The organism is Oscillatoria sp. CS-180, assembly GCF_028330965.1.
Lineage (GTDB): Bacteria > Cyanobacteriota > Cyanobacteriia > Phormidesmidales > Phormidesmidaceae > Halomicronema.
In genome coordinates, this window is record NZ_JAQMUB010000019.1 from 93,825 (window position 1) to 120,377 (window position 26,553).

Sequence of the window (26,553 nt, forward strand, 5' to 3'; positions counted from 1 at the left end):
CAGCATTTTTATATTTTCTTTTGTTCTTCAAGTGACTTTTCTAATATGCTCGCTAACTTTTCTAATTCAATAGGTTTGCTCAGATAATCGTTCATCCCAGCAGATAAGCATTTCTCGCGATCGCCCTGCATGGCATTGGCGGTGAGACCAATAATGTATAAGTTTTGCTCTTCGGGTTCATTTTGACGAAACTGCCTTGTCGCTTCGTAGCCATCCAGGCGAGGCATCTGACAATCCATGAGAACGATGTCGTAGTGCTTGCCGTCAGCTTGGTCTGCACTCAATTTGTCTAAAAAGGCCTGACCATCATCAACCACCTCTACATTCAAATAACCGAGTTCCTCCAGCATCAGCGTCAATAAGTGCTGGTTATCCTGATTGTCTTCCACCACTAGAAAGTTAGGTTGTACAGAAACTGGTTGGGAGGTGTTTTCAGAAGTCTCTAACGGCTGCGGAGTCGTTTCACTCTCTGGTATGGCATAGGGAATCTTGAACCAAAATGTCGAACCCTCTCCAGGAACACTCTCGACACCGATCTGCCCCTCCATTAATTCGACAATGCGTCTAGAAATCGTCAGCCCTAGACCTGTGCCTCCATATTGTCGCGTTGTTGAGGTATCGGCCTGGATAAAAGGTTCAAATAACTTGCTTTGAACCTCGGGTTCAATGCCAATACCCGTATCGATGACTCGAAATATTAAAGCATTTTTTGTTGGATTGGCTTCACTCGCGGTAGCCTTCTCTGAAGCCTGCTCTATTACAACGGCAATTCGAATTTCCCCTGTCTCTGTGAATTTAAAGGCGTTGCTCAATAAATTTCGCAGGACCTGCTGGATGCGGAATTCGTCACCTAAGACAGTTTGCGGTACGGCGTCATCAATCTCGGTGGTAAATTGAACGCCCTTCTGTTCAGCCTGATGTACGAATGGCTCTGCCAGGCTATGGAGAGAGTGCTTAAGGTTGAAAGCATGGCTCTCGATTCTCAGCTCATGAGCTTCTAGCTTGGAGAGATCAAGAATATCATCGATGAGCGTTAGTAAGACTTTGCCGTTGTTGCGAAGTACCCGCAGTAGATCCTGTTGCTGTGGGTTGAGATCGGTACGAGACAGCAGTTGACTTGTTCCCAAAATAAGATTCATTGGGGTGCGAATCTCATGACTCATATTAGCTAGAAATTCAGACTTCGCCTGATTGGCAGAGTCTGCTGCTTGAGCCATCGAAATAGCGTCCTCTAAAGCTTTCTTTTGTTTCCGCAACTCCCGTTCGGCTCGTTTACGCTGAGTAATGTCCGTACTAATGCCTAAGAATTGTTCAATCTCCCCAGTTTCGGTATGGCTGAAGACGACATTCCGCATTTCTAACCAGCGCCACTTACCGTCTTTCTTGCGAATACGCAACTCAAGCGTTTCGGTCATCTCATCAACGGCTATCAGCCGGATGTAATAGCTCTGCAGCGTTGATACATCATCAGGATGAACAAGCTGGTCCAGGAGGTTGTCCATCTGCAACACTTCATCCACGGTGTAGCCTAATAGAGCGGTTACCGTGTTGTTGAGATAGATAATCCGATGGGTTGTGACATCGTAAATGTAAACGATACCAGGCGTTGATTCTGAGATGCGACTGATAAACCGCTGACTCTCTTCTACAGCTTGTTCAGCTTTCCTAAGGTCTGTGATTTCAGTAACGGCTGCTGCAACACCCCGCTGGCCATTGTGTAACGGCACCGGAAAATAACTCGCGGTCCAGTAACGGAGTTGTTCACCTTCGTGAAGAACACCTTCAATTAGACGATTGCGAATAGGTGCGCCCGTTTCCAGGACCTGCTCGTGAAGTTGTTGAGCTAGCCTGCCAACTTCACCGTCTAGAACGTCTGTAATGTGTTTCCCAATAGTTTCATCAACGGGATATTTATTAATCTCAGCTAAAGTACGGTTCACGCGCAGATAGTGTAGATTTTCATCGAGCAAAGCAAAGCCAATTGGACTGGTCGTGTAGATATTCTCTAGAAGGGAGTTTGTCTCTTCTAGTTTTGCTCGAATAGCTGTTATGTCGTTGATCTTCACAAAAGAAAGGACTACCCCGTCACGTGCTCCATCACCTCGTAAATAGGGGTTGCCCCGCATAAGCAGCGTGTCGCTATTGCGGTAGTTATAGACTTCCTGTTCCGCAGCTTCTTCAGAGATTAAAATCTGTTGGGTAAATTCCCTCAAATCAACGTCGGCAAGAGAGTGCGTGAAATGCGACAGGGGACGGTCAATGTCAGCTGGAAAGACATTGATAATTTCTGACACGTTCGGCGTGAATTTGCGAATATTAAGGTTGCGGTCAATAAAGACGACACCGATATCGGTGCTACGCAGTAGATTATCGATATCTTCATTGAGCTGAGTTAGCTCTCTGATCTTGTTCTGATGTTCGACATTGACAGTATAGAGTTCTTCGTTGACCGATTGGAGTTCTTCGTTGGTGCTCTGAAGTTCTTCATTGGAGGCTAACAACTCTTCGTTAGTCGCCTGCTGCTCTTCGTTGGTTGTTTCTAGCTCTTCGATCGTCACCTGCAAATTCTCACGGGTTTGCTGCAGCTCGCTCTGCAATTCCAATAGTTGATTGGTGACTTCAGCGTCAATTTGGTAGGTCTGTTCATCATGAGAACGAACAGTTGACACTGCCATACTCACGATGATGATGAGCTGTCCGTCTGGACCATCCGGGTAATGACCGACTTTCAAGTTGATACTGTAGTCTTGCTCGTTCTTACGGAGATAAATGTCTTTGTATAGAACGGTTTTGTTCTCCCGACGAGCACGATTCATCGAGGTTTCTAGCGGAAGCTTAAGAACGGCAGGAACAAACTTTGTCACTTGCAGGCGGACCTCGCCCGGAGCAAATGTGAGCAGCTTTGCTGAGTCATAGAAAACCCGTTCAATCTCATTTTCGGCGTTGACCAAAAGACAAGTTGCTAATTCATCCTCAAAGCAGTGAGCTAACAGAGCCGTAAATTGCTTCTCAATCCGTTCGTTCTGCAGCCGTTTCCCTTGAAGTTGACGACTAGGCTGCACGATTGAAAGTGTTGAGCGGGGTGTGGCTGAGGGCAAAAAGCGATTCCCCGTTTCTCTTTTCTGAAACAGCTTCCACTTGGCGTTGATGGAATCAAACTCATCGCTAAAGCGTCCCAAATTCTCAGAGCTGCCCAGTAGCAGAAAGCCCTTGGGTCTCAGGGTGAAATGGAGCAGCCGCAGAACCTGTTCCTGAAGCTGGGGCTGCATGTAGATCAAGACATTGCGGCAAGTCACAAGATGCATCTTGGAGAAGCCTGGATTTTTAGTCAGGTCATGGGGAGAAATGATTAGCATCTCTCGAAGAAACTGTTTGACCTGAAAATAGCCGTCTTGGTAAACGAAGTAGTGTTCTAACCGCTCCGGTGAAATATTATTTGTGATTGTCTCTGAATAGCGACCTTTAGCCGCGATCGCCAGAGCCTGATTATCAATATCCGTAGCAAACAGTTTGACCTGAATGTTCTTATTCGTTCTGACGATAGCTTCATCAACAATCATCGCCAGTGAGTACGCTTCTTCCCCAGTGGCACAAGCCGAAACCCAAATCCGCAATTGCTGACCATCCACCATGTCTGTCAACAGCTGGGGCAACACTTCTGTCGATAAAATCTGCCAGGGATGATCGTCTCGAAAGAATGATGTAGCACCAATGAGCAAACTTTGCCGCAGTAGTTTTCGTTCCTCAGAATAGCCTTGCAGCAGCCGCAAATAATCATCCACGCTGCTGGAACGGCTCAGCGCACAGCGATGCCGAATTCGCCGCCTAAGGGTATTAGCCTTGTAGTCGGAGAAATCAACGTCCTCATGCTCAGACAGGACCTCGATAATTTGTCGGAGTTGAGACTGGGTGACAAACGCTTCATCTTCGCCCTGCTCTGCCTTCTGATCGCTCACAAACTGCACAATGTCACAGACCGCTTCAGCTAATTCTTTTGGCGACAGAATTTTGTCAACAAAGCCGGAGGAGATTGCGTTGACTGGCATACTCCCAAACTGAGCGGTTTCAGGGGACTGAACTAGGGCAACTCCACCAGCTCGACTAATACTCTGCAAACCCTCTGTGCCATCACTTCCCCCACCTGTAAGGACAATGCCAATGGCATGTTCGGCAAACTCTCTAGCTAACGACTCAAAAAATAGATCAATCGGATAGTTGAGATTGCCGGGGCGATCCAGCAGGTGCAGTTTGCGATTTGAGATAACTGCATTTTTCCGTGGAGGAAGGACATAAACGGTCCCCGGCGTAATTGGCGTGCCATCATCGATTTGATGTACGGTCATCGAGGTGTGCCGCTGCAAGATCTCTGACATCATGCTCTTGAAGTCGGGAGAAAGGTGCTGCACAACCACAAATGAAGCATCTGGTCGGTTAGGTATGTGCTTGAAGAAAGTTTCTAATACCTGGACTCCGCCAGCAGAGGCCCCGATGCCGACCACGAAAAAGTTATCGGAGGAATTAGAATTGCTCATTATCCAGAGATCTTTGATTGCTGAAACAGGTGTTTCTATGATGACGGTTGTAAAGATATAGAGGTAGGCAGGTCGTTAACAATTTACCTACCGAAAAATTAACGACAACAACCTCAATAAATTTGCATTCTTATTTACAAAAAGGATTCTGAGCCTAGATGCTCGGAAGCAGACTGTAAGAGCCTCGAAAGGTGAAAGCTTACTTTACGAAGTTGGGGCGCAAATCGGCAGTGTTACCGTTATTCGAGTTCCTTGTCCGGGTACACATTGGCAGTCTATAGTCCCCAACATTTCTTGAATAATGCGATAGCTAATTGCTGTTCCCATACTGACTTTGTGTCCATAGGTCATCGGTCCAGTGAGGTGAGTTTGCTCCTCTTCAGAAAGTCCTACTCTATTGTTTGCGATCGCAATCTGGACGTGTGTAGCATCAACACAATGAGTAGAGATGACGATTTCAGGCAATTTTTCAGCAGAATGATGTGACTCATCCTCCTCTGCCACGGCCATCAGAGCATAGTCAAGCAGATGGATAAGGGCCTGATTCAATTGACCGGGTACACAATAAATGGCAGGAAGATCGCTATACCGCTTTTTGATTTTTACAACCTTTGCAGCTAGATTCTCTTGAAACTGCCCCTGCAACAGCTCACAAACAGTATTCAAGCTTTCGTTGACATTCGTAAACGCACCGGGTGATCGCGTGTGATACGACAGTGTCTGCAAAGAGCGAAGAATTGCTCTGGCCCGTTCTGATCCATTCCGCATGGACAGGACGAGTTTAGGGAAGTCAGCAACGAGATAGTCCAGTTCTTCTATAACGTCTGGATTGGCAGTATTCTCTGAGGATATGTAGTCATCTCGGTATTGCGAAACCAACTTTAAAAGTCGATCAGTGTAATCCTGACAAAATTGGAGATTGCCATGGATGAAGTTGAGCGGGTCGCTAATTCTTTGAGCCACATCAACAATCAACTCTCCAATCACTGACATCTTCTCAGCCTGCAACAGGCTGTGTTGAGTGGTTGTCAATCGTTCGAGCGTACGCTGAAGAGTTGCTTTTTCGTTTTGGAGTTGGGCCGATTGAACACGCAACTCAAGCTGTGCCATTACTTGACGCCCCAAGGCCCAGAGGGATTCTTCCTGCTGAGGAGTTAATTGGCGGGGAACACGATCGATGACACAAATAGTCCCCAAGGGAAGCCCTTTGGGAGACATCAGGGAAGCACCGGCATAAAAACGAATGTTGGGCGCACCTGTCACCAGTGGATTTTGGTAAAACCGTTCATCCTGAGTCGCATCAGACACAATGAACAGGGCATTTGGCTTCAAAATCGAGTGAGCGCAAAACGCATATTCACGAGGTGTTTCAGTTTTCGTGAGGCCATAACGCGATTTGAACCACTGCCGATCGCGATCCAGAAAACTAATGAGCGCGATCGGCGTTTCACAGATGTAAGCTGCAAGCTGTGTCAAGTCGTCATAATATTGCTCAGGCAATGAATCTAGAATGTCGTATTCATTGAGAGCAGCCAGACGTTCAATTTCATTATCAGGACAAGGGCAAGCACACCGCTGAGACAAATTTTTGCCCTTGATTGATACAGGTTTTGCTCTTTCAGGCATGATTTTTGAGGGTTTTAAAAAACTTGACCGTCGAAGAGCTAAATCCGTAGATGCATATTGCTCTATACTAGCCGCTGTTCAATATATTGAAATCCCTAACTTAGCTAAACCTCACCAACAATAAGCACATTCACGGAAAGCATTGAAAGTACTTTTCCAAATTCAATCGTCAGTGTCTATCAATGTCAGAAATACCTGTCAATGTCAGAAGAACCTCTACTTAGAGCACCAATTGCAGTTGGAACAGGTGCGATCGCGGGAGCACTGAGTCGATATTATCTTGGCCAATGGCTTGCCTTCTCCATAACGACCGAGTTTCCTGTTGATACGTTTTGGATAAACCTGAGCGGTTGCTTCTTGATGGGCTTTGTGGCTACGGTTTCCGTCAATCGTTTGGCAGCTAAACCAGAACTTATTCTTTTGATAACAGCAGGATTTTTAGGTTCATATACGACATTTTCGACCTACGGTTTAGACGTTTTTCAGCTAATAGAAACGTCAAACCTTCAAAAAGCTCTGTTTTACTGGGTTGGAAGTCCGATTCTAGGCTTAATTTGTTTGCAACTGGGTGTTTTAGCGGCAACATTGATCACTTCACATCACAAAGATATTTGAATATGAGATAATTATTTGGCCCAGAAAAATTCCGAGTTCAACACATAGCAGTCCGAGCACTGCACTTCCCATCCAGTAAACAATAGCGATGCCTTGGTGTCGCGATCGCCACAATTTGGCTACGTCCAAAATGTATGACGAAAAGGTCGTGTAGGAACCCAGAAATCCAACTATCAGAAATGTTTGAAGACCGGCTGACATCGTGAAAGCAGTTGTCAGAGAAGCGATCAGGCCCATCATGAATGCACCTGGAAGATTAACAAACAGGGTTCCGTGGGGGAAGCGATCGCCTTTGTGTCGAATCCAAAAAAGCGTGATGTAGTAGCGACTCAGAGCACCTGCCACCGCACCAAGGCTGATTGAGAGAGGAATCCAGTTCATTCTGCCTTTCGTTACACCCCACAATCCAACTTTCAGAAACCTTATTGTGTAAGGTGCCCTTGCTACTTGATAGGTCACCATAGACCTGTCACGCACCAGTTCCGTTAGCACAAAACGGCTGACCCATCCGGCTGGCGTCGAGTACACAACCCAGACCGGCCATAGCTCAACCCATAAAAATGGGGAGGTAAAAACCTCCCCGTTCTGTCGATATTCACGAATGGCTTAGAGCGATCGCGCCGTAACCATGACTAGGCAGCTTCGTAGGCTTCCTCAATGTAGCCGTAGAAGATTCCCTGAATCTTAATATCTACTGGCTCAGCTGTTCCCATATCAGTGTCAGAAGGCTGAAGGGCCTCGAAAGTCCCTGCGATTTCGCCTGTTTTACTGTCTACTTTGGAAATCATGAGAGAAATGTGACCCTCGCCAATATCGAAAGCTTTTGTATTCTCTCGACGAAGCTCCTCACTATCACCGCTAGCAGGCAACGCTACTGCATAGTCGTAACCGGTTGCCAAACCACGACCTTTTGGATCTAGGAAGTTAGACGTTCGATAAGAAGGAACTTTATAGCTGCCCTCCAAATCGGTATAAGTCGTGATGGCGTTTAGCCCACTTTGAGAACGAGCCGTCAGACCTTTGACGGTAAACAAGAAGGGTTCTTGTTCTCCGCCAGGCAGCTGAACCGTGACGGCTTGGAAATCCATACCGTCCCTCTCCAAGAAAGTCAAACTGCCATCATTCTCAAGCACCAAGTCACCTCGGACTTGATCCAACGAGGATGTGTAGCGAGTTAAGCTCTTCCCTGAAATAAATTCGGGTTCCCGACGACTATTGGTCGGCTCTTCTTTCACAAAGAAATTGGTCGGCTCCAAACACAGCCCAGCAATTTGATATTGTGTGTCTCCGTCAATTGGAATGGTGCCCCGAGCAGTTTCAGAAAGCTGAGGACATTTATTTGCTAATCCAGTATTGCGGAGTTCATCGTAGGTTAGGGGTTTATCCGCAGTAGCAACAGGAGCATTACTACAAGCAGTTAGAAATCCCAGGCACACCGCCAGGAAAGCAACAATGAGCGCACGATACCTCATGGTCAACCTCAAAAGCATAGAGTCTCTATAATGGAGTTCTGTCAGCACAGAATATTAATGCAGACTTGAGTGGCTCAGCATCTCAGCGTTAACTGTTACCCTCATCCCCAAAAGAATGAGGCTTGAAAAGTCTCCACTAAAATCATCCTCATAAATCTGCCAAAAAAATTTTGATTCTATTGACGAGGATTGCTTGCTGACGAGAGCCACGTAAAGCCTCAAGTTAGCATTCTACATGGCTTAGCTCCTCAACACCGCAGTCGAACCGGATTCAGCGGATAACATGAAGAACTGTAAAGCGAATTAATCTCTGCACTCATCAAAGAAACGGCTAGAGTAGTGGGGACTTCTTTGAAGAGTCTAATGGGAGCATAGGTAGGGATGGGCGATCGCATTAGGTTGGAGTTAAACAATCTTCCAGCTGATTTACAAACCTTAGCTCAGTCCATTGAACGGACTGCATTGGTTCGCCGGGGAGATGAAATTGCCCTACTTGAGCTTTTGCGTCTCCTAGAATCTCTCCATGCTCATATTCGCGATGAACTTTTCCAGGACGCCCTGCCGACTAATCGCCAGCGACTTTACGCCCTGCTTCGTGATATTGAAGTGAACGGAGGTTGGCCGTATATTCAGCGTCTGCGCTTGAAAAACCTATTAGATGGTTTTGAACTAGCAGAACCGGGAATGGAGGACGGCGACCAGCGAGATTCCAACCGATGAGAGGGTTGAAGATAGCGATCGCAGAATCAGGGAATCGCAGAACTGAACTGTTGCAGACACAAAGTTAGATCATAAAAAGAGCTTTTTTTCGCAACATCAAGTAACATCGCTGCATCATTTCCTCTCAATAAGGTTTAGGGACAACAGTATTCAGATGAAAAGGGTACGAACACGCCTGTTGCAGTGGGTTTCGTCGGCGGAAAGTTTCCGAGTTGTTTTGACAATAGGGACCACGCTTACTCTAAGTTCACTATGGCCTGCTGCAGCTCAATCAATCCAACTCAACAGCTATTGCCATATCTCTCAAGCAGACGCGGTTCGTAAAGAGACCTTAAGACAAGCCGCTTTTGAGGGTAATAACGAACAAGCTCGTAATCAATATCGCGCTTTCGTTGAGCAGCACGCTCGGGCATTAGAACAATGTCGCCAATCAACTTGGCCTAATGAGCAAGCGGTTTGGCTCAGACTTTATTCCTGCGATCTACAGCCCGGCATTTTAGACGCTGTTCTAGATCGGATTGCCAATTTGGGATACAACCAAATTTACCTCGAAGCATTTTATAGCGGCTTAGTCCTACTGCCTCAGGCAGACAACCCTACGGTATGGCCCTCCGTCGTCAACACGGCAGGTTATGAGCGACGAGATCTACTCGCTGAAACAATAGAGAGCGGCAAGCAACGCGGGATGGATACCTATGCTTGGGTCTTCACTCTCAATTTTGGCTATTCCTATACTCAGCAGACAGGTCGGCTCCAATCATTGGCCATCAATGGACGAGGACAAGACTCTCAAGCGTTTGCTAATGCGGGATCAACGAGTAACGCACAAGAAGTGTTTGTAGATCCCTACAGTCTGCAAGCCCAGCAGGATTTTCAAATCATGTTGGCAGAGATTTCAGAGCGTCGCCCCAAAGGCATTCTGTTTGATTACATCCGATATCCTCGCGGCATTGGCACCCACTCAGTCGCCAGCCAAGTGGATGACCTGTGGATTTACGGCGAGGCATCTCGCAATGCTCTCTTTCAGCGGGCTATGAACTATCAGGGATTGGAGCTGATTCGTCGCTATATCAGCCGGGGATATCTTGTCAACACTGACTTAGACGATATTGGTCAGCTATATCCCAACGAAATTGAACCGCTTTGGCAAAGCCGCATTCCCTCAGAAAGCAAGGGAGATACCGAGACTCATACACCGTTGTCGGTTTTGCAAGACGAACTGTGGCGTTTATCCGTTGCCCATGCGGTCCAGGGCGTCACAGACTTTCTGACGCAATCAGGTCAATTTGCCCAGCAGCAAGGGTTGCGTTCAGGAGCTGTGTTCTTTCCGGGGGGGAATCGGGTCATAGGACAGGGATTTGATTCTCGCCTTCAGTATTGGGATCGCTTTCCGACATGGATGACTTGGCATCCAATGGCTTACGGCGTCTGCGGACACACGGGCTGCATCCTCGACGAAATTCGACAGGTCATGGCCGTAGCCGGTCCCCAGGGCAGTCAGTTTGTGAAGCCCGCGATCGCAGGAACTTGGGGACAATCGACTCGCGATCGCCCCTCTCTCGAAATTCAGATGCAGGCAATCCAGCAGGGTGCTCCCGAAATCAACTCCATCAGTCACTTTGCCTATTCATGGCAAGACATCGAATTTGATCGCGCCCGTAAATTCTGCCAACTCCAATAGCACAGTCGCGCCATTCCCGCTCTCTTTAAACATCTCTAACGCTTATTCCCTAACTTAGTTAAACGGGTATTAACTTGCGTTAACCCTCTGTTTTTTCAGAGCGGGTGTGATAATTTAGTAATAACAAAGCAACAACTGAATACCGATACAAGCATTTCAAAAGTAGCTTTTTGGAAAGCTGGTGAAAGTTCAAAACGGTTAACAATTGACTTCAACAACATCAATATTGCGCTTAAAGCATTTTGCTAAGCGATTACATACTTAAAAGATGGTTGTGAGGTTGTGTACATCTAGTAAGTTCTCTACTGTTCAGCTAGTTAAGTGCAGTTTATTTATCGTTTGAAAGTTCTACAGTTCTGAAAGACTAAAAAGGGTTTGGCGAATTTGGCCAAGCCCTTTTTAATTGGCAGTTTTATGAGTGTTTTCCAATTAGGCGATCGCTAAAACGTCGAGTATGCAGATTGTGATGAATTTCCAGCTCCTACCTTCTAATTCCTGAGCTTATTTCATCGATTAATCCTTTTGGTAGAGTATCTGCGCTCACTGATTAAGTTAAACCAAGAGAGGTGATTGCGGCGTGCTTGTAAGGGTCGCTTCAACTAATCTCTAACGGCTCATCTCTTATGAATAACTACGACGTCATCATTATTGGTGCGGGTCACAACGGACTTGTGTGCGCTGCCTACTTACTCAAGGCAGGTTACAGCGTAGCTTTACTAGAAAAACGCTCCATTCCAGGAGGGGCCGCGACAACGGAAGAATTAATGCCTCAGGAAGCCCCTGGATTTCGGTTCAATCGGTGCGCGATTGATCACGAGTTTATCCATCTTGGTCCAGTCGTAGAAGAGTTAGAGCTGAAGAAATACGGGCTGGAATATTTGTATTGTGATCCCACTGTATTTTGTCCTCACCCCGACGGTAAGTACTTTCTTTCCTATGGATCGCTTGATAAAACTTGTGCCGAAATCGCTCGCTTCAATCGCCGCGATGCTGAGAAATATCGAGAGTTTATTGACTTTTGGCAGCGGCTCACTAAAGCGATCGTGCCTATCTTTAACGCACCTCCTCAAGCCATTATCGATATTTTGGGCAATTACGACCTCACCAGTCTCAAAAACCTGTTGAGCATTTTAGGGGGTCCCCATGAAACGCTGGACCTAATCCGTACGATGCTATCGAGTCCCCAGAATATTCTTGATGAGTATTTTGATTCCGAGTTCATTAAAGCTCCCTTAGCCCGTTTAGCGTCTGAGTTTGGAGCCCCTCCGTCACAAAAGACCATCTCTGTTGGCGGCATGATGATGTCTATGCGCCACAACCCTGGGATGGCTCGACCGCGTGGTGGAACAGGGGCCCTTACTGAAGCCCTGGTCCGCTTGGTTAAGGACAAGGGAGGTAGCTTGTTCACAGATCAATCTGTTGAACGCATCCTGATTGACGACGGCAAGGCTGTTGGTGTGCGCGTCAACGGCGGACAAGAGTATCGCGCTGGCCTTGGCGTTATCTCCAACATTGACGCCAAGCGCGTTTTCCTACAGCTTGTTGATGCCAGAGAGGTCGGCAGCGATGTTCATGAATTACAAACTCGGTTAGAACGCCGCACAGTTAACAATAATGAGACCATTCTGAGAATTGACTGTGCCCTTGCCGAAGTACCTCGATTCGAAGCATACCAACATCGCGATGAGTACCTTACTGGGTCTGTGCTCATCGCCGATTCAGTACGGCATGTTGAAATCGCTCACCAGGAACCTGAGGTTGGCAAAATCCCTGATGCTGATCCGTCACTCTATGCAGTAGTTCCCACCGTCCGTGACTCCAGCATGGCACCCGACGGTCAGCACACTTTATGGATCGAGTTCTTTGCTCCCTATCAGATTGCGGGTGAAAATGATGGGCTGGCAGGAACAGGTTGGACTGATGAACGGAAAAATGCTGTCGCCGATCGCGTCATCGACAAACTGGCTGACTATGCCCCTAACCTTAAGTCAGCTATCATCGCCCGCAACGTTGAGAGTCCGGCTGAGTTAGGACAGCGTTTAGGAGCCTACAAAGGGAATTACTATCATCTAGATATGACCCTAGATCAGATGGTTTTCTTCCGGCCTCTGCCAGAAATTGCTAATTACACGACACCTATCAATGGTCTCTATTTAACCGGGGCAGGAACTCATCCCGGTGGTGCTATTTCAGGTATGCCAGGGCGTAATTGTGCTCGAACTTTCCTCAATGCTCAGCGACCCTTCCTGCATCGTTTAGAAGAGCTTGGTAAGACCTTGTTACCTCGCTAGGGCAGCAACCCATAGCAGCAACGCTGACTATCGAATCTACAGGCGACCCACTGACGTGCCATAGCCAGATGGCGTGCCGTTTTGTCCGGCAAAGTCGGCAACAGCTATCTCATTTGTCACCATTGCCTAACCCCCTCTGTTTTTTATCTCTCTATTCATCAACAGATTTCTATCTTAGGGGGTTTAGCAAAGGCGATCGCCTAGCTCTATTTTATGACTTACATCACACGGAGTCAGTCTACTAAAGGGATAGCCCAACAGCATTAACGCTTGCTGATATTGGGCGAATGGGAATTCATCTTAGTCATCTTCGTTCTGGAGCTTTTTTCGATGAGTCAAATAGAATTTGCTTTGTTTGCTCCTTACAACAATCAAGCCATTCTCAAAGGCTGTTTTTCTGACTGGGAAGATGTGCCAATGGAAAAGGGGGAAGATGGCTTCTTCCGAGTGCAATTAGATTTAGCGGACGGCACTTACCAATATAAATACAAGGTGCAGTCTAAAAGTTGGTTTCTCGAACCTGATACGTGGGTAGAAGTTACCGATCCCTATGCCACTAATATTGATGATGCCTCACAGAATGGCATTGTTCACATCAAGGATGGAGAGCGTATTGTTGACACCTACGTGTGGAACCACGATAGCCATCCATTACCCGCTGATCATGAGCTCATTATTTATGAGATGCATGTTGGTGATTTTTCTGGAGGTGAGGCAGACCAATATCCTCGCGGACAGTATCAGCATGTGCTCGAAAAGCTCGATTACCTGTGTGAATTAGGCATCAACGCGATTGAAATGATGCCCGTGAAAGAGTATCCGGGTGACCATAGCTGGGGCTACAACCCTCGCTATTTCTTCGCTAGCGAATCGAGCTACGGCAGTACTGCGGAGTTGAAGGCGCTGATTGATGAGTGTCATAGTCGTGGCATTCGGGTATTGATGGATGGTGTCTACAACCACTCCGAAGCAGAATGCCCCCTAACTCAAATTGATCATGACTACTGGTATTATCACGAACCTAAGGATCCCGATCAGAATTGGGGACCCGAGTTTAATTACGAACACTATGACGACAACTTAGAAACCTATCCTGCCCGTCGCTTTGTTGGCGACGCTGTACGTTTTTGGATTGAGGAATACCATATCGACGGCATCCGCTACGATGCCGCCAAGCAAATTGGCAACTATGACTTTATGCACTGGATTGTCAATGAAACCAAGCAGGCTGCTGGGGAAAAACCGTTTTATAACGTGGCTGAACACATCCCTGATACGCCCAGCATCACCAATCAAGACGGTCCAATGGACGGCTGCTGGCATGACAGCTTCTATCACACATTAGTGCCTCAACTCTGCGGAGAACATTTTGATCTCGCCGCTTTGAAGGAGATTCTTGATCCCAGCCGTCGAGGTTATCTGGGAATGACCAACGTCGTTAATTACATTGGTAATCACGATCAGCAGCGATTGATGGTCGAGCTTGGAAATCACGAGATTTTTGATGAGGCCGCTTTCAAACGGGTAAGGCTAGGAATGGCATTGCTGATGACGGCGGTTGGTGTGCCGCTGATATGGATGGGAGAAGAATTCGGCGAATACAAACCAAAAACAATCGAATCAGCCAAGATAGATTGGAGTCTGCTCAAGAATGACTCCAACCGTAATTTGTTTGAGTATGTCAAGGGGTTGATTACCCTACGCAAGCAAAATTTAGCCCTGCAAACAGCTAATATCGACTTCTTTCACGAAAACCCAGAGGACCAAGTATTTGCCTATGGTCGCTGGAATGACGAAGGTTCGCGGATCGTCGTCGTTGCTAACGTCTCCGATCAATACCGTGCGGGATATACTCTGTCTCATTTCCCTGCCGATGGTGTTTGGCATGAGTGGGGATACGACTATGACATCCCTGCTGAGGGAGGGTCTCTGATGATTGACTTATCGGAGTATGAAGCCAAAGTGTTGGTTCTACAGTCCTAGCAACAGACAGTTTGAGCAGTGCTTGATCAAGCACTGCAGATGATTGGGGCGAGTAATCTGCAAGGTTAGGAGAGTTCTAACAAGAAATGATCTGAGAAAACTAAGGCGGTAGGTTGCGGCTAATGTCAGGAAACCCAACGAAATAGAGGCTTTGAACTTGTTGGGTCTTGTTCCTCGACACCACCGACGTGGGGATATTCATTGCCTGAAAACGCCTTAAACTAGTGTTGCCCGCCCTTGTCTCTTTCAACTCTGCTTAGGAACCAATAACTCTCTACACCCTAAGTCAGCAAACCAACAAATATTTCCGCAATACGCTGCACCAGGGGCCAAAATAGGGGATTAAAATAGTGCGTGTTGCTACAAATTTGTTGTTTATTGATTGTGAAGCACGATGATTAATCACCCCAATCCAGACCGCATCTTGATTTTCGACACGACCTTGCGTGATGGAGAGCAATCTCCTGGTGCAACGCTGAACGTGGATGAAAAGCTGACGATCGCGCGGCAACTGGCACGACTGGGTGTGGACATCATCGAAGCTGGATTTCCATTTGCAAGTCCGGGCGACTTTGAGGCGGTTAATAAAATCGCGGAGCACGTGGGCACTGAAAATGGTCCGACCATTTGTGGTCTTGCTAGAGCCACGCAGCAAGATATTGAAACGGCGGCTAGGGCGATCGCGCCTGCTGCCAAGGGACGCATTCACACCTTCATCGCCACGTCTGACATCCACATGCAGTACAAGCTGCGCAAGAGTCGAGAAGAGGTACTTGCCATTACCCAAGAGATGGTGACCTATGCGAAAACCTTCACTGACGATGTAGAGTTTTCGCCGGAAGATGCCGGACGTTCGGATCCTGAGTTTATGTATCGGGTTTTGGAAGCGGCGATCGCCGCCGGTGCCACGACAATCAATATTCCCGACACCGTAGGCTATTTGACGCCCACCGAGTTTGGCAGCTTGATTCGCGGGATCACCGAGAATGTGTCCAACGTGGATCAGGCGGTGATTTCAGTCCATGGTCACAATGACTTGGGCTTAGCAGTTGCCAATTTCCTAGAGGCTGTAAAGAACGGCGCTCGTCAGCTGGAATGCACCATTAATGGTATTGGGGAGCGGGCTGGCAATGCTGCATTGGAAGAGTTGGTCATGGCGCTGCATGTGCGTCGCAGCTTTTACAATCCGTTCTTTGGTCGTCCGGCGGAATCTGAAGCCCCATTGACAAACATCGACACTACTGAGATTTACCAAACGTCTCGCCTAGTTTCGAACTTGACTGGAATGTTTGTGCAGCCCAATAAGGCGATCGTTGGCGCGAATGCCTTTTCCCACGAGTCTGGGATTCACCAGGACGGCGTGTTGAAGAACAAACTCACGTACGAGATTATGGATGCTGAATCCATTGGTCTCAACAAGAACCAGATTGTTCTCGGTAAGCACTCAGGTCGTAATGCCTTTCGTACTCGGTTGAAGGAACTAGGGCACGAGTTGGGCGATCAAGAACTCAATCGTGCTTTCCTCCGGTTTAAAGATTTGGCAGACAAGAAAAAGGTTGTAACCGATTGGGATATTGTCGCCTTGGTGAACGACGAGAGTCAGCAAACCCCCGAACATTTCCATCTCGAACTAGTGCAAGTTTCCTGCGGCGACAACGCCCGGCCTACGGCAACCGTCACTCTGAGAACGCCTGACGGGCAGGAACTCACGGATGCGGCCATCGGTACTGGTCCAGTCGACGCGGTCTATCGGGCCGTCAACCGAGTGGTGAATATTCCTAATGAGCTAATTGAATTCTCAGTTCAGTCCGTCACTGCCGGCATTGATGCGATCGGGGAAGTCACCATTCGGATTCGCCACGAAAACAACGTCTTCGCGGGCCACGCTGCCAATACAGACATCGTTGTCGCCTCCACTCAGGCATATCTCAACGCGCTGAATCGCCTCTATGCTTCCATGCAGTCAGGCAAAACCATTCATCCCCAAAGAGATGAGATGGAGTCAGCCGCCGCTGCCAGAGTATAGATGATGAATGATGAAGGCAGAAAGATTAATTCGAATAACTCGTCTGCCTTCATGTGAGCTATGGCTATAGCCGTCGCCAGTTCTGTCAGGACAAGGCGGCTATAGTTCTTTGATTTTTTAAGAACAGATATTGATTAAAAAACAGCAATCACTCTGCAAAACAGCAGTACTCGTTGAAGGCATGTGTAAATCACAGAGCGAATTGGATTGTTATTAGTCTCGACTCAGGACCGCAATAATCTCGCCAATCCAAAACGCCCAAATCCCATCTCACTGATGCTGTAGGCAGTTCTTAAAAGTATAGCCGTTGCCAGTTTCGGTAGGACGATGCAGCTAGTCATCTAGCTATGGGCTAAGCACCCAGATGCTATTGGGACACAAGTCTAGAAGGCTAAAGCTGTATTTATTGAAAAAGATATACAGGCTTGTCACATCCAAAAACTGAAGTCTAAGACTGAAGAAAAATGAGTATTACTCTGAAGCAATGAAGTCTTCCTGAACTTTTCCCCATCGACTCATCAGAAGAAATCAGGCATTCTAAAAATCGAGTTATCTACAGGGCTTTTCTCGTAGCCATTCTAAAGAAGATTTCCAATATCTCCTGAAATAGAAGGGCTGAGTAGGCACTATTGCGAGTGCCTTGATCGGATTGGGAGCTACTCAACATTTACGTTGGGTAGTACGGTTTGCATTCTAATCTTTTCTGTCCCAGCAAAGATTAGAAAGGTTTTCAAGACCCAATGGCGAGCATTTTTGTTCATCGTATTTGCGATCGCAATTCTTTGAGCCCAAGCCTATCTCCCAACAGGTCAATCAAGTTCTCTGGTTTCCACTTCAAAATATCTGAAGCATTTTCAGAACATTTTGTTCCCAGCAGAATCGGCAAAAGATAACCCTCAGCAAAAAGCTGATAAACAATCAATGAGAGACAGACAAGCTAATACGGTTAATCTGTCTCTTCAATCATCCTGAAAATTATCACAATCCAACCTGAAAATTATCACAATCGCGTAAAGTTCTTTCCCAAAATACATCATGGAATACCCTAAACAGCCTTTCAAACTCACTCAAAAAGCAAAAGCTGGTCGCAACAATATTCAAGTTGGTAGAGACTATACACGCTCTACCACGCTGAACCTCAGCGTCTGGGTTTCTATTCTGGTCGTCGTTGCACTTGGCTCATACGTTGCCATTGGAACAGACTGGACAAAGAAACTTTCTCCTGCTCAAAGTTCTGGCTTTATCGAAGGAGTTGATTCGTTTTCTCAATAACTAGATGTGTTGGGAAGGCAGGGATGAAGATGGCGATAAAAAGAGCCAGTAGTAGTGAGCTAAACCACAAAGCCTCCTGTTCGTTTCGCTTACTCTGGTGTCATAAATTACATCCCTGCTGACTCCCGTGCCTACCCACTCACTATCTAACCCTCACCCATTTCACCTATGTGTGCAGCGAGCAACCCCCTGCGATCGCACCAACCTCCTACAGGAATACCCGATCATGCAGTGCCTGAAGTAACCGTGTTTTATCCCAACGGACGTATTTACTGGCAAGCATCAGATTTATCGGAGAGCGCTGCTGAGACTGATCGATTGATAGCGCAAATTTTGGCAGAATCTCCAACAGCAATCAGTTCTGGACATAGCGAAAAAGGTTTACTGAGCGATCCAAAACAGGCATCGACAACAACTTTAGGTCCCAATTCAACTAAGAATAGAACCGCTGGTAGAAAACGATCTCGTCGCCACTCAAGCAGACAGCAGTCAGTGGAACAGACTAATTTGCTGATTGCACAATCTATCAATGGGCAAGTTGTCTACACTCAGGTCGCTGTAGCTAATCGCGATTTAGTTCAAGTCGGTAGGGACTATGTCAGATATATTCGACTTCAGGTTGACTCTGGCAATCTGCTCAATGCGTTTCTGAATACGCTCTTTATCATGCTGCTTCTGACGGGGGTTGGCGGAGGCATCTATTCAATTGCAGGAACTCCCGGTAAGCCTGGTCCCCAAGGGCCATCTGGTTCGCCTGGTCCACCCGGTCCACCCGGTCCACCCGGAGAGACAGGTCTGCGAGGCAATGCAGGCCCCCCAGGGCCATCCGGTCCCCCAGGAATTCCAGGGGAGAGAGGTCCTCAAGGACAACCCGGTGAACAAGGATTAGCTGGACTGTCAGAACTGGCTAGGGTACCCGGACCACCTGGTCCACCTGGTCCACCCGGACCACCCGGACCGCCTGGACCTTCCGGACCGCCTGGACCTTCCGGAGACTCAGGGCCATCAGGGCCACCAGTAATTGTCAACCCACCTGCGTCACCAGGCAGGGCGTCTGGTGACTTTAGGGCGGGTGGTGAAGAACCTGAATTGGACAGAGAAAATGAGGACTTCGATTGTTCAAAGCGCTGTAACAAGACTGTCTTCAGTGATCTTTGGGCAAATTTGACAGGTCAAGATGAGGAGGAAGAGGACGCATTTGAAGCCTTGTCTCACTGTCAAAAATTAGATGTCATCAGTAATGATGGAAAATCGGTTGCAGACTATATTGCTGGATCGGGCCACAACGACTTCGCTCCAGACATCTTTATCTTGTGCCCTCGTCACCAAGAAGCGTTAAACGCCGCCCGGCAGATCGTAGGCGAATGACATACAGGGTTGGTATTTAGCTATGAGGACCTTGTTTCAGTCCTCGTCAAAACAACCTGGATATTATGAAAGCGCGTCGTCAGGAAGTTTAAGCCGTGACAGATCTCAACTTTAGCCAGTTCTATAAAGCCTCGAATCCCAGCCGACCAATTCAGGATTCGCGCTACTACATCAATTTTTCAGAAGTGCGGGGAGGCGACATCGTTGAAGAACTGGCGCGGACGATCGCTGAGTTGTCGCCAGACGAACCGACCACCCAGCTTCTGACGGGGCACGTTGGCTCTGGAAAATCAACAGAGCTGTTTCGGCTGCGGGATCAGTTAGAAGCGGCAGGCTACCATGTTGTCTACTTTGAATCAGACGTGGATTTAGAGTTGGCAGATGTAGAAGTGACTGACATTCTGCTGGTGATGGCTCGCCAGATCAGTGCCAGCCTGGAGAACATCGGCATCAGTTTACGTCCCAGCTATTTTCAGCAGCTTTTTCAAAGCATCTCCAATACGCTGCGGATGCCGATGGAGGTAACAGACGTGAGCTTGTCGGTGGGCATTGCCAACATTACGGCTCAGTCGAAGGAAAGTACCGATCTGCGGAGTCAGCTGCATCAATACCTGGAGCCACGAACTAAAAATCTGCTGGACGCCATCAATCAAGAACTGCTGAATCCAGCGATCGCCCAGCTCCAGTCTCAAGGCAAAGCCGGTCTTGTCGCTATCGTAGACAATCTAGATCGAGTCTTTCCTAATCTCAAACCTGGAAACCGGCCTCAGCCTCAGTATCTATTCATTGATCGCGCCGATCAGTTGAAGCGACTGGACTGTCATGTGATCTACACCATTCCGATATCACTGGCCTTTTCCGACGACTTCCAAATCTTGAAAGAACGTTTTGGATTTTCGCCATCAGTATTAACGATGGTGCCCATTCGCACCATTAACGGACTGCTGAATGAGTCCAGCATGGACAAGCTACGGCAGATGGTGATGGCGCGGGCGTACCCGGACCTGCCAGAGAGCGATCGCTTAGACCGCATCACCAGTGTCTTCGACGATCCCAGCACTCTCAGTCGTCTGTGCATGATTAGCGGTGGACACATGCGGAGTGTCCTGCGCTATGTCTACGGCTGCTTGCGAAAACAACGCCCTCCCATCTCCGGTCGAGTGCTGGAACAGGTAATCCGAGACGAACGCAACGATATGCTGGCGCTAATTGACGAAAAAGAGTGGCAGTTGCTGACGCGGGCGGCCAAAGACCGCACGTTTCAGGGAGACAATGACTACAATAGTTTGTTACGCAATCTTTTTCTCTATGAGTACCGGGACGACCAGGGACGCTGGGTCGATGTGAATCCCGTACTCGCCGAAACTGAGGTCTATCGACAATGGCGGGCGAAACAGGACCAATTGTAGGGCGATCGCATTCGGCAGAGGAACTGCTCCACTTCAACCAGGACAGTTTGACCGAGCTGAAGAACGTGCTGCTATTGTCCGAAGGGGAGTTTTCGCTAACACTAGCCTCCTGTAATTACCATCACTTACGGACGCTAGTGAATCAGGCGCTGGAGCAGGAATACTCAGCTGAAGTGATGCACCTGCCACGCCAAATCATCAGCTTGCGGGAGACCATTCATCAACAGCTGGATGGCCGCACGCCATCCACCCTGCTAATCGTGGGGCTGGACTACCTTAAAGAATCAGAGCTGCGGTCAGTGCTGCAAGGCGCTAATTTGTCACGGGATGGGTTTCGCAAGCACTTTTCGTTTCCCATTGTGCTGTGGATGAATCGCCGGGTACAGCAAAAATTTGCCCGGTATGCCCCTGACTTTCGAAGCTTCTCTCCCGCTGCGATCGCCTTCACTCTGCCACCAGAAGAACTGCTCTATGCGCTGCATGCAGGTACTGATCAGATATTTTCCAACGTATTGGAACGGGGGGGTGATCGCGAACTCACCTCCACGTCTATTCGCCTCTATGCCAGTGACGCAGTCCGTAGCGAACTGGAATTTGCCGTTGAAGATCTGCGGGCCAACGACATCGTCCCCGACCCTAGCTTGCAGGCAAGCCTGGATTTTCTGCGGGGACGCGAAGCCCATAGCCGTTTGGAAATGGACACTGCAAGAACTCATTATGAGGACAGCCTAAACTTTTGGCGGTCACAAATTGAACCCATAGAAACGGTCACGGTGGATCCCGACAGGCTAACAGTGGCAGACAAGCAGGCGGTGCTCTGGCTCCATTTGGGTCTTTGGTGGCGCAGTTACGCAGTGGTGCAGCGAGCGACCTATCCGTCATCTCTACGGCAGGCCCGTCGCTATTTCGAGAAATTGATTAAGTACTTTCGCGATCGCGACCAAACAGTTCACCTAGCGCGGTTCATCCATGCCCTAGCGGAGGTTTTACAAAAGCAGCGCGACTGGTCCGAGCTAGAGAAAGTGGCCAATAAGGGGATCAGCCTCCATCAGGAAACCCATGATCCAATACGGCTGGCTCGCGATCGGGGCTTTCTCGCCGAAGCTGCCCTAATTCGAGAAGACTGGCTCACGGCTCGCAGCGAAGCTCAACAGGCCCTCGATATTCTCGTCTCAGCAGAAGACACCTCAGCAGACACGTCAGAGGGCGTCGAGTTAGCCAATGCCCTCGAAATTGCTAAAAGTTTTCAACGGGGCTGGTATCGTTTCCTGCTAGGGGAAGCTCAGATACACTTGGGTAAACTAGAAGACGCTGTCCAATACTTAGAAGCCGCCCGCTGGGAAACCGACCCCGAAGTTGACCTGACCCTGCACCTGCGGGTCCTGAACCGACTCATTGACCACTACTTTGATATGGGTCGCTATTGGGAAGCCTTCGACGTTAAACAAGAACGCCGACAGGTCGAGTACCGCTACAACCTGCGAGCCTTCGTTGGAGCTGGAGCTGTTCAGCCTCATCAGCGTACAAGCACCAAGCAGTTCGACGAGGCCACCCAAGCCGCCGTTGCCGCCGAAATTCGAGCCTCCGGACGCCTTCAAGACGTCGAAGAACTCGCCAAACGACTGGAAGGGAACCAGCACTCCATTATTGTTATTCACGGTCCCTCCGGGGTTGGCAAAAGCTCCATCCTCAGTGCCGGACTCCTGCCCCGTACCCGCACCCTCTATCCCAAAGGGCGCACCACCCACCCCATCCTCATCCAAACCTACGGCAACTGGCAGCAGATCATCGCCGAAGCCCTGACCTCACTCCCCCACTCTCTCACTCCTCCACTTCCCCACTCCTCCAACCCTCCGACCTCCCTCACCGAAGTCCTCTCCCTCCCTACGCATCCACCCATCCACCCATCCACCCTCCTCGACCAGATCCGCCACGGTATTGACCAAAATCAATTCTTCATCCTCATCTTCGATCAGTTTGAAGAGTTTTTTTTCGACAAAGACGACCTAGCAGAACGCCGAGTTTTCTATGACTTTCTTCAACAATGCCTCGACCAGCCGTTCATCAAAGTGGTGCTAGCCCTGCGGGAAGACTACCTGCATCACCTGGTTGAAGTCGAAAGGATCATCAATCTCACCAGCCCCGATTGGGATCTTCTCAGCCGCGACGTCCGCTATGCCCTTGCGAACTTCAAACCTGCCGCTGCAAAAGACGTTATCCGCCAACTCACCACCGCCGCTCAATATCCTTTGCCCAATGACCTGATCCAGCGCCTCGTCAGTGATCTCTCTGCCGAAACAGGCGACGTGCGCCCCATTGAACTTCAGGTTGTCGGTGCTCAGCTCCAGCGAGCAGAAATCAACACTCTGGCCCAATACGAGAATCTCGGAGACTTTCCCAAGGAAAAACTGGTTCAGGATTACCTAACCTACGTCGTCCGCGACTGCGGTCCCTCCAATGAAAAACTGGCCTGGGTCGTCCTCTATTTGCTCACCGATGAGGATCGAGAACAGCGACTGTTTCGACCTTTGAAGACGCGAGAGGCGATCGAGTACGAGCTAACTCTACTGGAAATGCCTTTTGCGTACGAGCAGCTCAGTATGGTGCTGTCAATTCTGGTGGGGTCGGGCCTGCTGTTCCAGATTCCCCAAGAGCCGGAAGACCGCTATCAACTCGTGCATGACTATCTTGTGCGCTACGTGCGGGACGTGCAAACACCGGGACTGATGGCAGAGCTGAGTGCCGCGAAGGAGCGAGAGCGAGAGGCGCTGGTCGCCAAGCAGAAGGCCGATGAGAAAGCCGCTCTGTTTTTCTCAGAAAAGAATGAGGCCCTAGCAGATCGGAATGAGGCCCTGGCAGAGAAGAGTCGTGCTCTAGAACAGCGGTTGACCTCACAGAAACGGGCCACTGCTATCACAGGCATTGGCCTAGGCATCGTCACCCTCCTGGGACTCTTTACCTATTCCATCGCTCGCGCCAGAGAATTCCAATGACTACAGCCAAAATAAGTGACGTTTAAGCGCTCAGCCCTGCGTTGCAAGCGCTTTTTGTTAGGTAATCAGTTAGGAATGAATGAATTTTAAGTTCTCACTTTTGAGTTTTGAATGATTGAGTCATCAGCGAATCCAAAGCTCAAAGTTGATACTTAAATAAGTTCCCGGTCCTTAGAGGCGATCGTGGTGATCGTGGGCGCAGTAGGGTGATTTGGGTATTAAACAACGCTGGCTTCTAGCCACTCAAAAATTTGCTCTAGCTGGTGAGTGGTGACTAGCCCGTACTGCCAGAGCACAATGGGAAGCAGGTTAGGAGTCGATGCTGAACGACGCAACCCCAGCGCGATCGCCTCTGTGGAGAGGGAGAATTCCTGCTTCAGAAATTCGATTAGTTGAGTTTGTTGACTCATTCGTTGGGTTTCACCGTCGAACGTCATCGTAACTATTTGCCATAGCTTAGCGGCGAATTCTAAAGATGAGCTGTGTACTTAGTGAGATGAAACAGAATCTCAGAAGCGTTATGGAGTGGGGATTGTGGGCCATGACGCACAGCGCATTTACAAATTCGCATTAGATTAGCCCAATTAAAATAGGGGTTAACAGGTTGGCGCCAAACAAAGAATAGTCTTCGCTTTTGGCTAATAGGTTCAACATTTGCGAAAGACCTTTGGGGTTCACTTGACACCAACTCAACCTACCGTTTTAGGACGGTCACCTAAAAGCTTTCTTTAGAAGAGGGTGACCATGAGAGTGCCCGCCCTCATCAGCAACTTTCTCGGCAGAAATGCTCAACTTCTAAACTCGGTCAATGAAGAGACTAGTACATTTCCTGAAGGAAATCTTAAACTCATTAGAGAAGCCTAAACTTGCCAGGAAAGGCTCTATTTTTCTTTAGCGAATGACGGTTGACTTCCACCGATAGCGCGCCCATCGCTTAAACCCATCAGTCGGGCAAAACGTGAGGAGGAATATCGAGATCCTCATCGGCAATCTGCTTCAGGTTACGAACCCAAAGCTCGCTATACAACTCCTGCTGAGACAACTCAACCTTCGATTGAGCTGAGAGATACAACAAACCCCAGAAGACACCGACTCGCTCATGTTTTTCAGCCGCTTCCGGTGAATCTGCAATGTGATTGTCCTGCTCTGGCCGATACTTCGGCCACTCGCTTAAAAGCTCCTCGAAATTGAGCCAGCTCAGCTTCTCTTGCAGGGTGTCCCAATACTGGTCTAAAAAACTTTCAAGCGCATCGGCAATCTCAGACAGGTTTTCCTGGTGCGCTAGCTGGGTGATGGCGCGGACTGCATTGCGTTTGGGAATGGGACGAGCACGACGGACCCGCGATCGCGGTGGCTGATCCGAAATCACTGCCGCGATGGTTTCCAACTGCTCAATCAGCTCGTTCAGGGTCACTTGACGGCGTTCAGGTGGCGGGGCGATCGCCCGTCGATGTAAGTGCTGTTCCAGATTGCGGGGCAGCGGCATTTCTGCCAACTCATCGGCATCCTCGAATAGAGCCTCAGCTTCGAGCGCAGCTTGCTCCTCATCCATTTCTGCCCGTACCAGCGTGTCAGCCTTGAGCAACACCAGCATCGAAGCATACAAAAAAGCCTTGCCTGACTCGGACAAACTAGCCTCATAGGGTGAGCGTCCTGAACTGGGCAAAGCATCGGGTTCAGTTTTCAGAGTTTTCAGAAATCGATCAATCACGTCAATGACTTTGACATCCCAGGGGTCAATCTCACCCTGCTCAGCTAAATCAATCAGGAACGCGATCGCACTCTGCGCGAGAGATACCGTCATTCAATCCTTTAATTCGCAAACGCTTCACTAGACTCCGAGTCATTGCCTGCGTTTTTAGAGGCGGGCAACATCGGCTGCTGCTCTTCTAATTCAACACGATAGCGTTCTACATCGCGCTCTAACTCCTCTATGCGAACTTCGCGCTGTTCAATTTGCTTACCCATACCCAAATAACCTTGCACTTGTACCCACACGCTGAAAACCCAGGCCAAGACAGCACCAATCCCCATTGCAACAATGAGTTCTATGCAGAGAGGAGCTTCTACATCAACGCCTTGAACAATATGGATAATTGTGGGGTCCGTGTTTTCAATACCAAACAGGACCAGTGCCAGAGAAATAACGAAGATAACGACAAAGTTGATCTGTCGCATAGCTGCTAACTCCTACACGTTGCCGAAGAACTTGTCTACAATACCGAACCACAACGTGGTTGAAGGGCACTCAACCGGTTTACCGCAGCAGTTCCACACCACTATAAGCCATAGATTTATTTATGGAGGAGCGGCAAAAGCAGGTAGAGACAGTTCTCAACTTTAGAAGCAATGAACATTAACAACAGAGGCTTGCAGTTTCTCCGCGCTTCTCCAACGGGATATAACCAACAGGGATAAACCACTGTTTGCCATGAGCCTGTAAGGAGAGTACTGAGCGAATCTAGACAACAAAAAAGGAGTGGACCAAAGTGAGGCCCATCCCTTTTTTAGCCTTAGCTATTCAGTTAAATCCACTAAGTACCGCCCAGATAGTTAGCAGACAGC

General features: G+C 48.5%; 17 protein-coding genes. 10 read left to right on the forward strand and 7 right to left on the reverse strand.

Features of this window, described 5'->3' with window-relative positions:
- Positions 1 to 8: 8 nt before the first annotated feature.
- A complete protein-coding gene (locus PN498_RS02895; protein WP_272061175.1) occupies positions 9 to 4,532 on the reverse strand; it encodes a chemotaxis protein CheB in 4,524 nt (1,507 codons plus the stop codon).
- 204 nt (positions 4,533 to 4,736) lie between these two features.
- Positions 4,737 to 6,158, reverse strand: coding sequence for a sensor histidine kinase (locus PN498_RS02900; RefSeq protein WP_272061176.1), 1,422 nt, complete (start codon positions 6,156 to 6,158; stop codon positions 4,737 to 4,739).
- A 201-nt stretch (positions 6,159 to 6,359) separates the two neighbouring features.
- Between PN498_RS02900 and crcB (PN498_RS02905) the strand changes: the two genes are divergently transcribed.
- A complete protein-coding gene (gene crcB, locus PN498_RS02905) occupies positions 6,360 to 6,773 on the forward strand; it encodes a fluoride efflux transporter CrcB (RefSeq protein WP_272061177.1) in 414 nt (137 codons plus the stop codon).
- Here crcB (PN498_RS02905) and crcB (PN498_RS02910) read toward each other — a convergent pair.
- Both crcB (PN498_RS02910) and PN498_RS02915 read right to left on the reverse strand, forming a co-directional pair.
- Complete coding sequence (gene crcB, locus PN498_RS02910) at positions 6,753 to 7,154, reverse strand: fluoride efflux transporter CrcB (protein WP_272061178.1); 402 nt, start codon at positions 7,152 to 7,154, stop codon at positions 6,753 to 6,755. The genes crcB (PN498_RS02905) and crcB (PN498_RS02910) overlap by 21 nt on opposite strands.
- A gap of 251 nt (positions 7,155 to 7,405) precedes the next feature.
- Positions 7,406 to 8,245 (reverse strand): photosystem II manganese-stabilizing polypeptide, encoded by an 840-nt coding sequence (locus PN498_RS02915; protein WP_272061179.1) that lies wholly within the window; start codon positions 8,243 to 8,245, stop codon positions 7,406 to 7,408.
- Positions 8,246 to 8,626: 381 nt separating this feature from the next.
- On the opposite strand from PN498_RS02915, the gene PN498_RS02920 reads away from it, so the two are divergent.
- The 9 genes from PN498_RS02920 (at position 8,627) to PN498_RS02960 (ending at position 23,988) form a co-directional block, all read left to right on the forward strand.
- Entirely contained in the window at positions 8,627 to 8,965 is a 339-nt protein-coding gene (locus tag PN498_RS02920; protein ID WP_272061180.1) for a hypothetical protein, read from the forward strand.
- Between the two features lie 154 nt (positions 8,966 to 9,119).
- A complete protein-coding gene (locus tag PN498_RS02925; RefSeq protein ID WP_272061181.1) occupies positions 9,120 to 10,646 on the forward strand; it encodes a hypothetical protein in 1,527 nt (508 codons plus the stop codon).
- A gap of 623 nt (positions 10,647 to 11,269) precedes the next feature.
- Positions 11,270 to 12,937 carry a beta-carotene ketolase CrtO gene (gene crtO, locus PN498_RS02930; protein WP_272061182.1) on the forward strand — a complete coding sequence of 556 codons (1,668 nt, stop codon included), beginning with the start codon at positions 11,270 to 11,272 and terminating at the stop codon, positions 12,935 to 12,937.
- A 330-nt stretch (positions 12,938 to 13,267) separates the two neighbouring features.
- Positions 13,268 to 14,920, forward strand: a complete 1,653-nt coding sequence (locus PN498_RS02935) for an alpha-amylase family glycosyl hydrolase (RefSeq protein ID WP_272061183.1) — start codon at positions 13,268 to 13,270, stop codon at positions 14,918 to 14,920.
- Between the two features lie 394 nt (positions 14,921 to 15,314).
- Complete coding sequence (locus tag PN498_RS02940) at positions 15,315 to 16,946, forward strand: 2-isopropylmalate synthase (RefSeq protein WP_272061184.1); 1,632 nt, start codon at positions 15,315 to 15,317, stop codon at positions 16,944 to 16,946.
- A 1,035-nt stretch (positions 16,947 to 17,981) separates the two neighbouring features.
- Positions 17,982 to 18,218 (forward strand): hypothetical protein, encoded by a 237-nt coding sequence (locus PN498_RS02945; RefSeq protein WP_272061185.1) that lies wholly within the window; start codon positions 17,982 to 17,984, stop codon positions 18,216 to 18,218.
- A 168-nt stretch (positions 18,219 to 18,386) separates the two neighbouring features.
- Complete coding sequence (locus PN498_RS02950) at positions 18,387 to 19,586, forward strand: hypothetical protein (protein ID WP_272061186.1); 1,200 nt, start codon at positions 18,387 to 18,389, stop codon at positions 19,584 to 19,586.
- Positions 19,587 to 19,681: 95 nt separating this feature from the next.
- On the forward strand, positions 19,682 to 20,995 hold the full coding sequence (locus PN498_RS02955) for a P-loop NTPase fold protein (protein ID WP_272061187.1): 1,314 nt from the start codon (positions 19,682 to 19,684) through the stop codon (positions 20,993 to 20,995).
- Positions 20,968 to 23,988: an nSTAND1 domain-containing NTPase gene (locus PN498_RS02960; protein WP_272061188.1), complete on the forward strand. Its 3,021-nt coding sequence runs from the start codon at positions 20,968 to 20,970 to the stop codon at positions 23,986 to 23,988. Before PN498_RS02955 ends, PN498_RS02960 begins: the two co-directional genes overlap by 28 nt.
- Positions 23,989 to 24,206: 218 nt before the next feature.
- Here the strand turns inward: PN498_RS02960 and PN498_RS02965 are convergent, their stop codons facing one another.
- The 3 genes from PN498_RS02965 to PN498_RS02975 form a co-directional block, all read right to left on the reverse strand.
- Complete coding sequence (locus PN498_RS02965; protein ID WP_272061189.1) at positions 24,207 to 24,398, reverse strand: DUF2949 domain-containing protein; 192 nt, start codon at positions 24,396 to 24,398, stop codon at positions 24,207 to 24,209.
- Between the two features lie 533 nt (positions 24,399 to 24,931).
- Positions 24,932 to 25,792 (reverse strand): segregation/condensation protein A, encoded by an 861-nt coding sequence (locus tag PN498_RS02970; RefSeq protein ID WP_272061190.1) that lies wholly within the window; start codon positions 25,790 to 25,792, stop codon positions 24,932 to 24,934.
- 8 nt (positions 25,793 to 25,800) lie between these two features.
- Positions 25,801 to 26,166 (reverse strand): LapA family protein, encoded by a 366-nt coding sequence (locus PN498_RS02975; protein ID WP_272061191.1) that lies wholly within the window; start codon positions 26,164 to 26,166, stop codon positions 25,801 to 25,803.
- Positions 26,167 to 26,553 lie beyond the last annotated feature (387 nt).

What these genes read in the sequence shown, in the direction of transcription:
- PN498_RS02895 (WP_272061175.1), bottom strand. Translation starts at nt 4,532, where the DNA reads ATGAGCAATTCTAATTCCTCCGATAACTTTTTCGTGGTCGGCATCGGG.
- PN498_RS02900 (WP_272061176.1), bottom strand. Translation starts at nt 6,158, where the DNA reads ATGCCTGAAAGAGCAAAACCTGTATCAATCAAGGGCAAAAATTTGTCT.
- crcB (WP_272061177.1), top strand. Translation starts at nt 6,360, where the DNA reads ATGTCAGAAGAACCTCTACTTAGAGCACCAATTGCAGTTGGAACAGGT.
- crcB (WP_272061178.1), bottom strand. Translation starts at nt 7,154, where the DNA reads ATGAACTGGATTCCTCTCTCAATCAGCCTTGGTGCGGTGGCAGGTGCT.
- PN498_RS02915 (WP_272061179.1), bottom strand. Translation starts at nt 8,245, where the DNA reads ATGAGGTATCGTGCGCTCATTGTTGCTTTCCTGGCGGTGTGCCTGGGA.
- PN498_RS02920 (WP_272061180.1), top strand. Translation starts at nt 8,627, where the DNA reads ATGGGCGATCGCATTAGGTTGGAGTTAAACAATCTTCCAGCTGATTTA.
- PN498_RS02925 (WP_272061181.1), top strand. Translation starts at nt 9,120, where the DNA reads ATGAAAAGGGTACGAACACGCCTGTTGCAGTGGGTTTCGTCGGCGGAA.
- crtO (WP_272061182.1), top strand. Translation starts at nt 11,270, where the DNA reads ATGAATAACTACGACGTCATCATTATTGGTGCGGGTCACAACGGACTT.
- PN498_RS02935 (WP_272061183.1), top strand. Translation starts at nt 13,268, where the DNA reads ATGAGTCAAATAGAATTTGCTTTGTTTGCTCCTTACAACAATCAAGCC.
- PN498_RS02940 (WP_272061184.1), top strand. Translation starts at nt 15,315, where the DNA reads ATGATTAATCACCCCAATCCAGACCGCATCTTGATTTTCGACACGACC.
- PN498_RS02945 (WP_272061185.1), top strand. Translation starts at nt 17,982, where the DNA reads ATGGAATACCCTAAACAGCCTTTCAAACTCACTCAAAAAGCAAAAGCT.
- PN498_RS02950 (WP_272061186.1), top strand. Translation starts at nt 18,387, where the DNA reads ATGTGTGCAGCGAGCAACCCCCTGCGATCGCACCAACCTCCTACAGGA.
- PN498_RS02960 (WP_272061188.1), top strand. Translation starts at nt 20,968, where the DNA reads ATGGCGGGCGAAACAGGACCAATTGTAGGGCGATCGCATTCGGCAGAG.
- PN498_RS02965 (WP_272061189.1), bottom strand. Translation starts at nt 24,398, where the DNA reads ATGAGTCAACAAACTCAACTAATCGAATTTCTGAAGCAGGAATTCTCC.
- PN498_RS02970 (WP_272061190.1), bottom strand. Translation starts at nt 25,792, where the DNA reads ATGACGGTATCTCTCGCGCAGAGTGCGATCGCGTTCCTGATTGATTTA.
- PN498_RS02975 (WP_272061191.1), bottom strand. Translation starts at nt 26,166, where the DNA reads ATGCGACAGATCAACTTTGTCGTTATCTTCGTTATTTCTCTGGCACTG.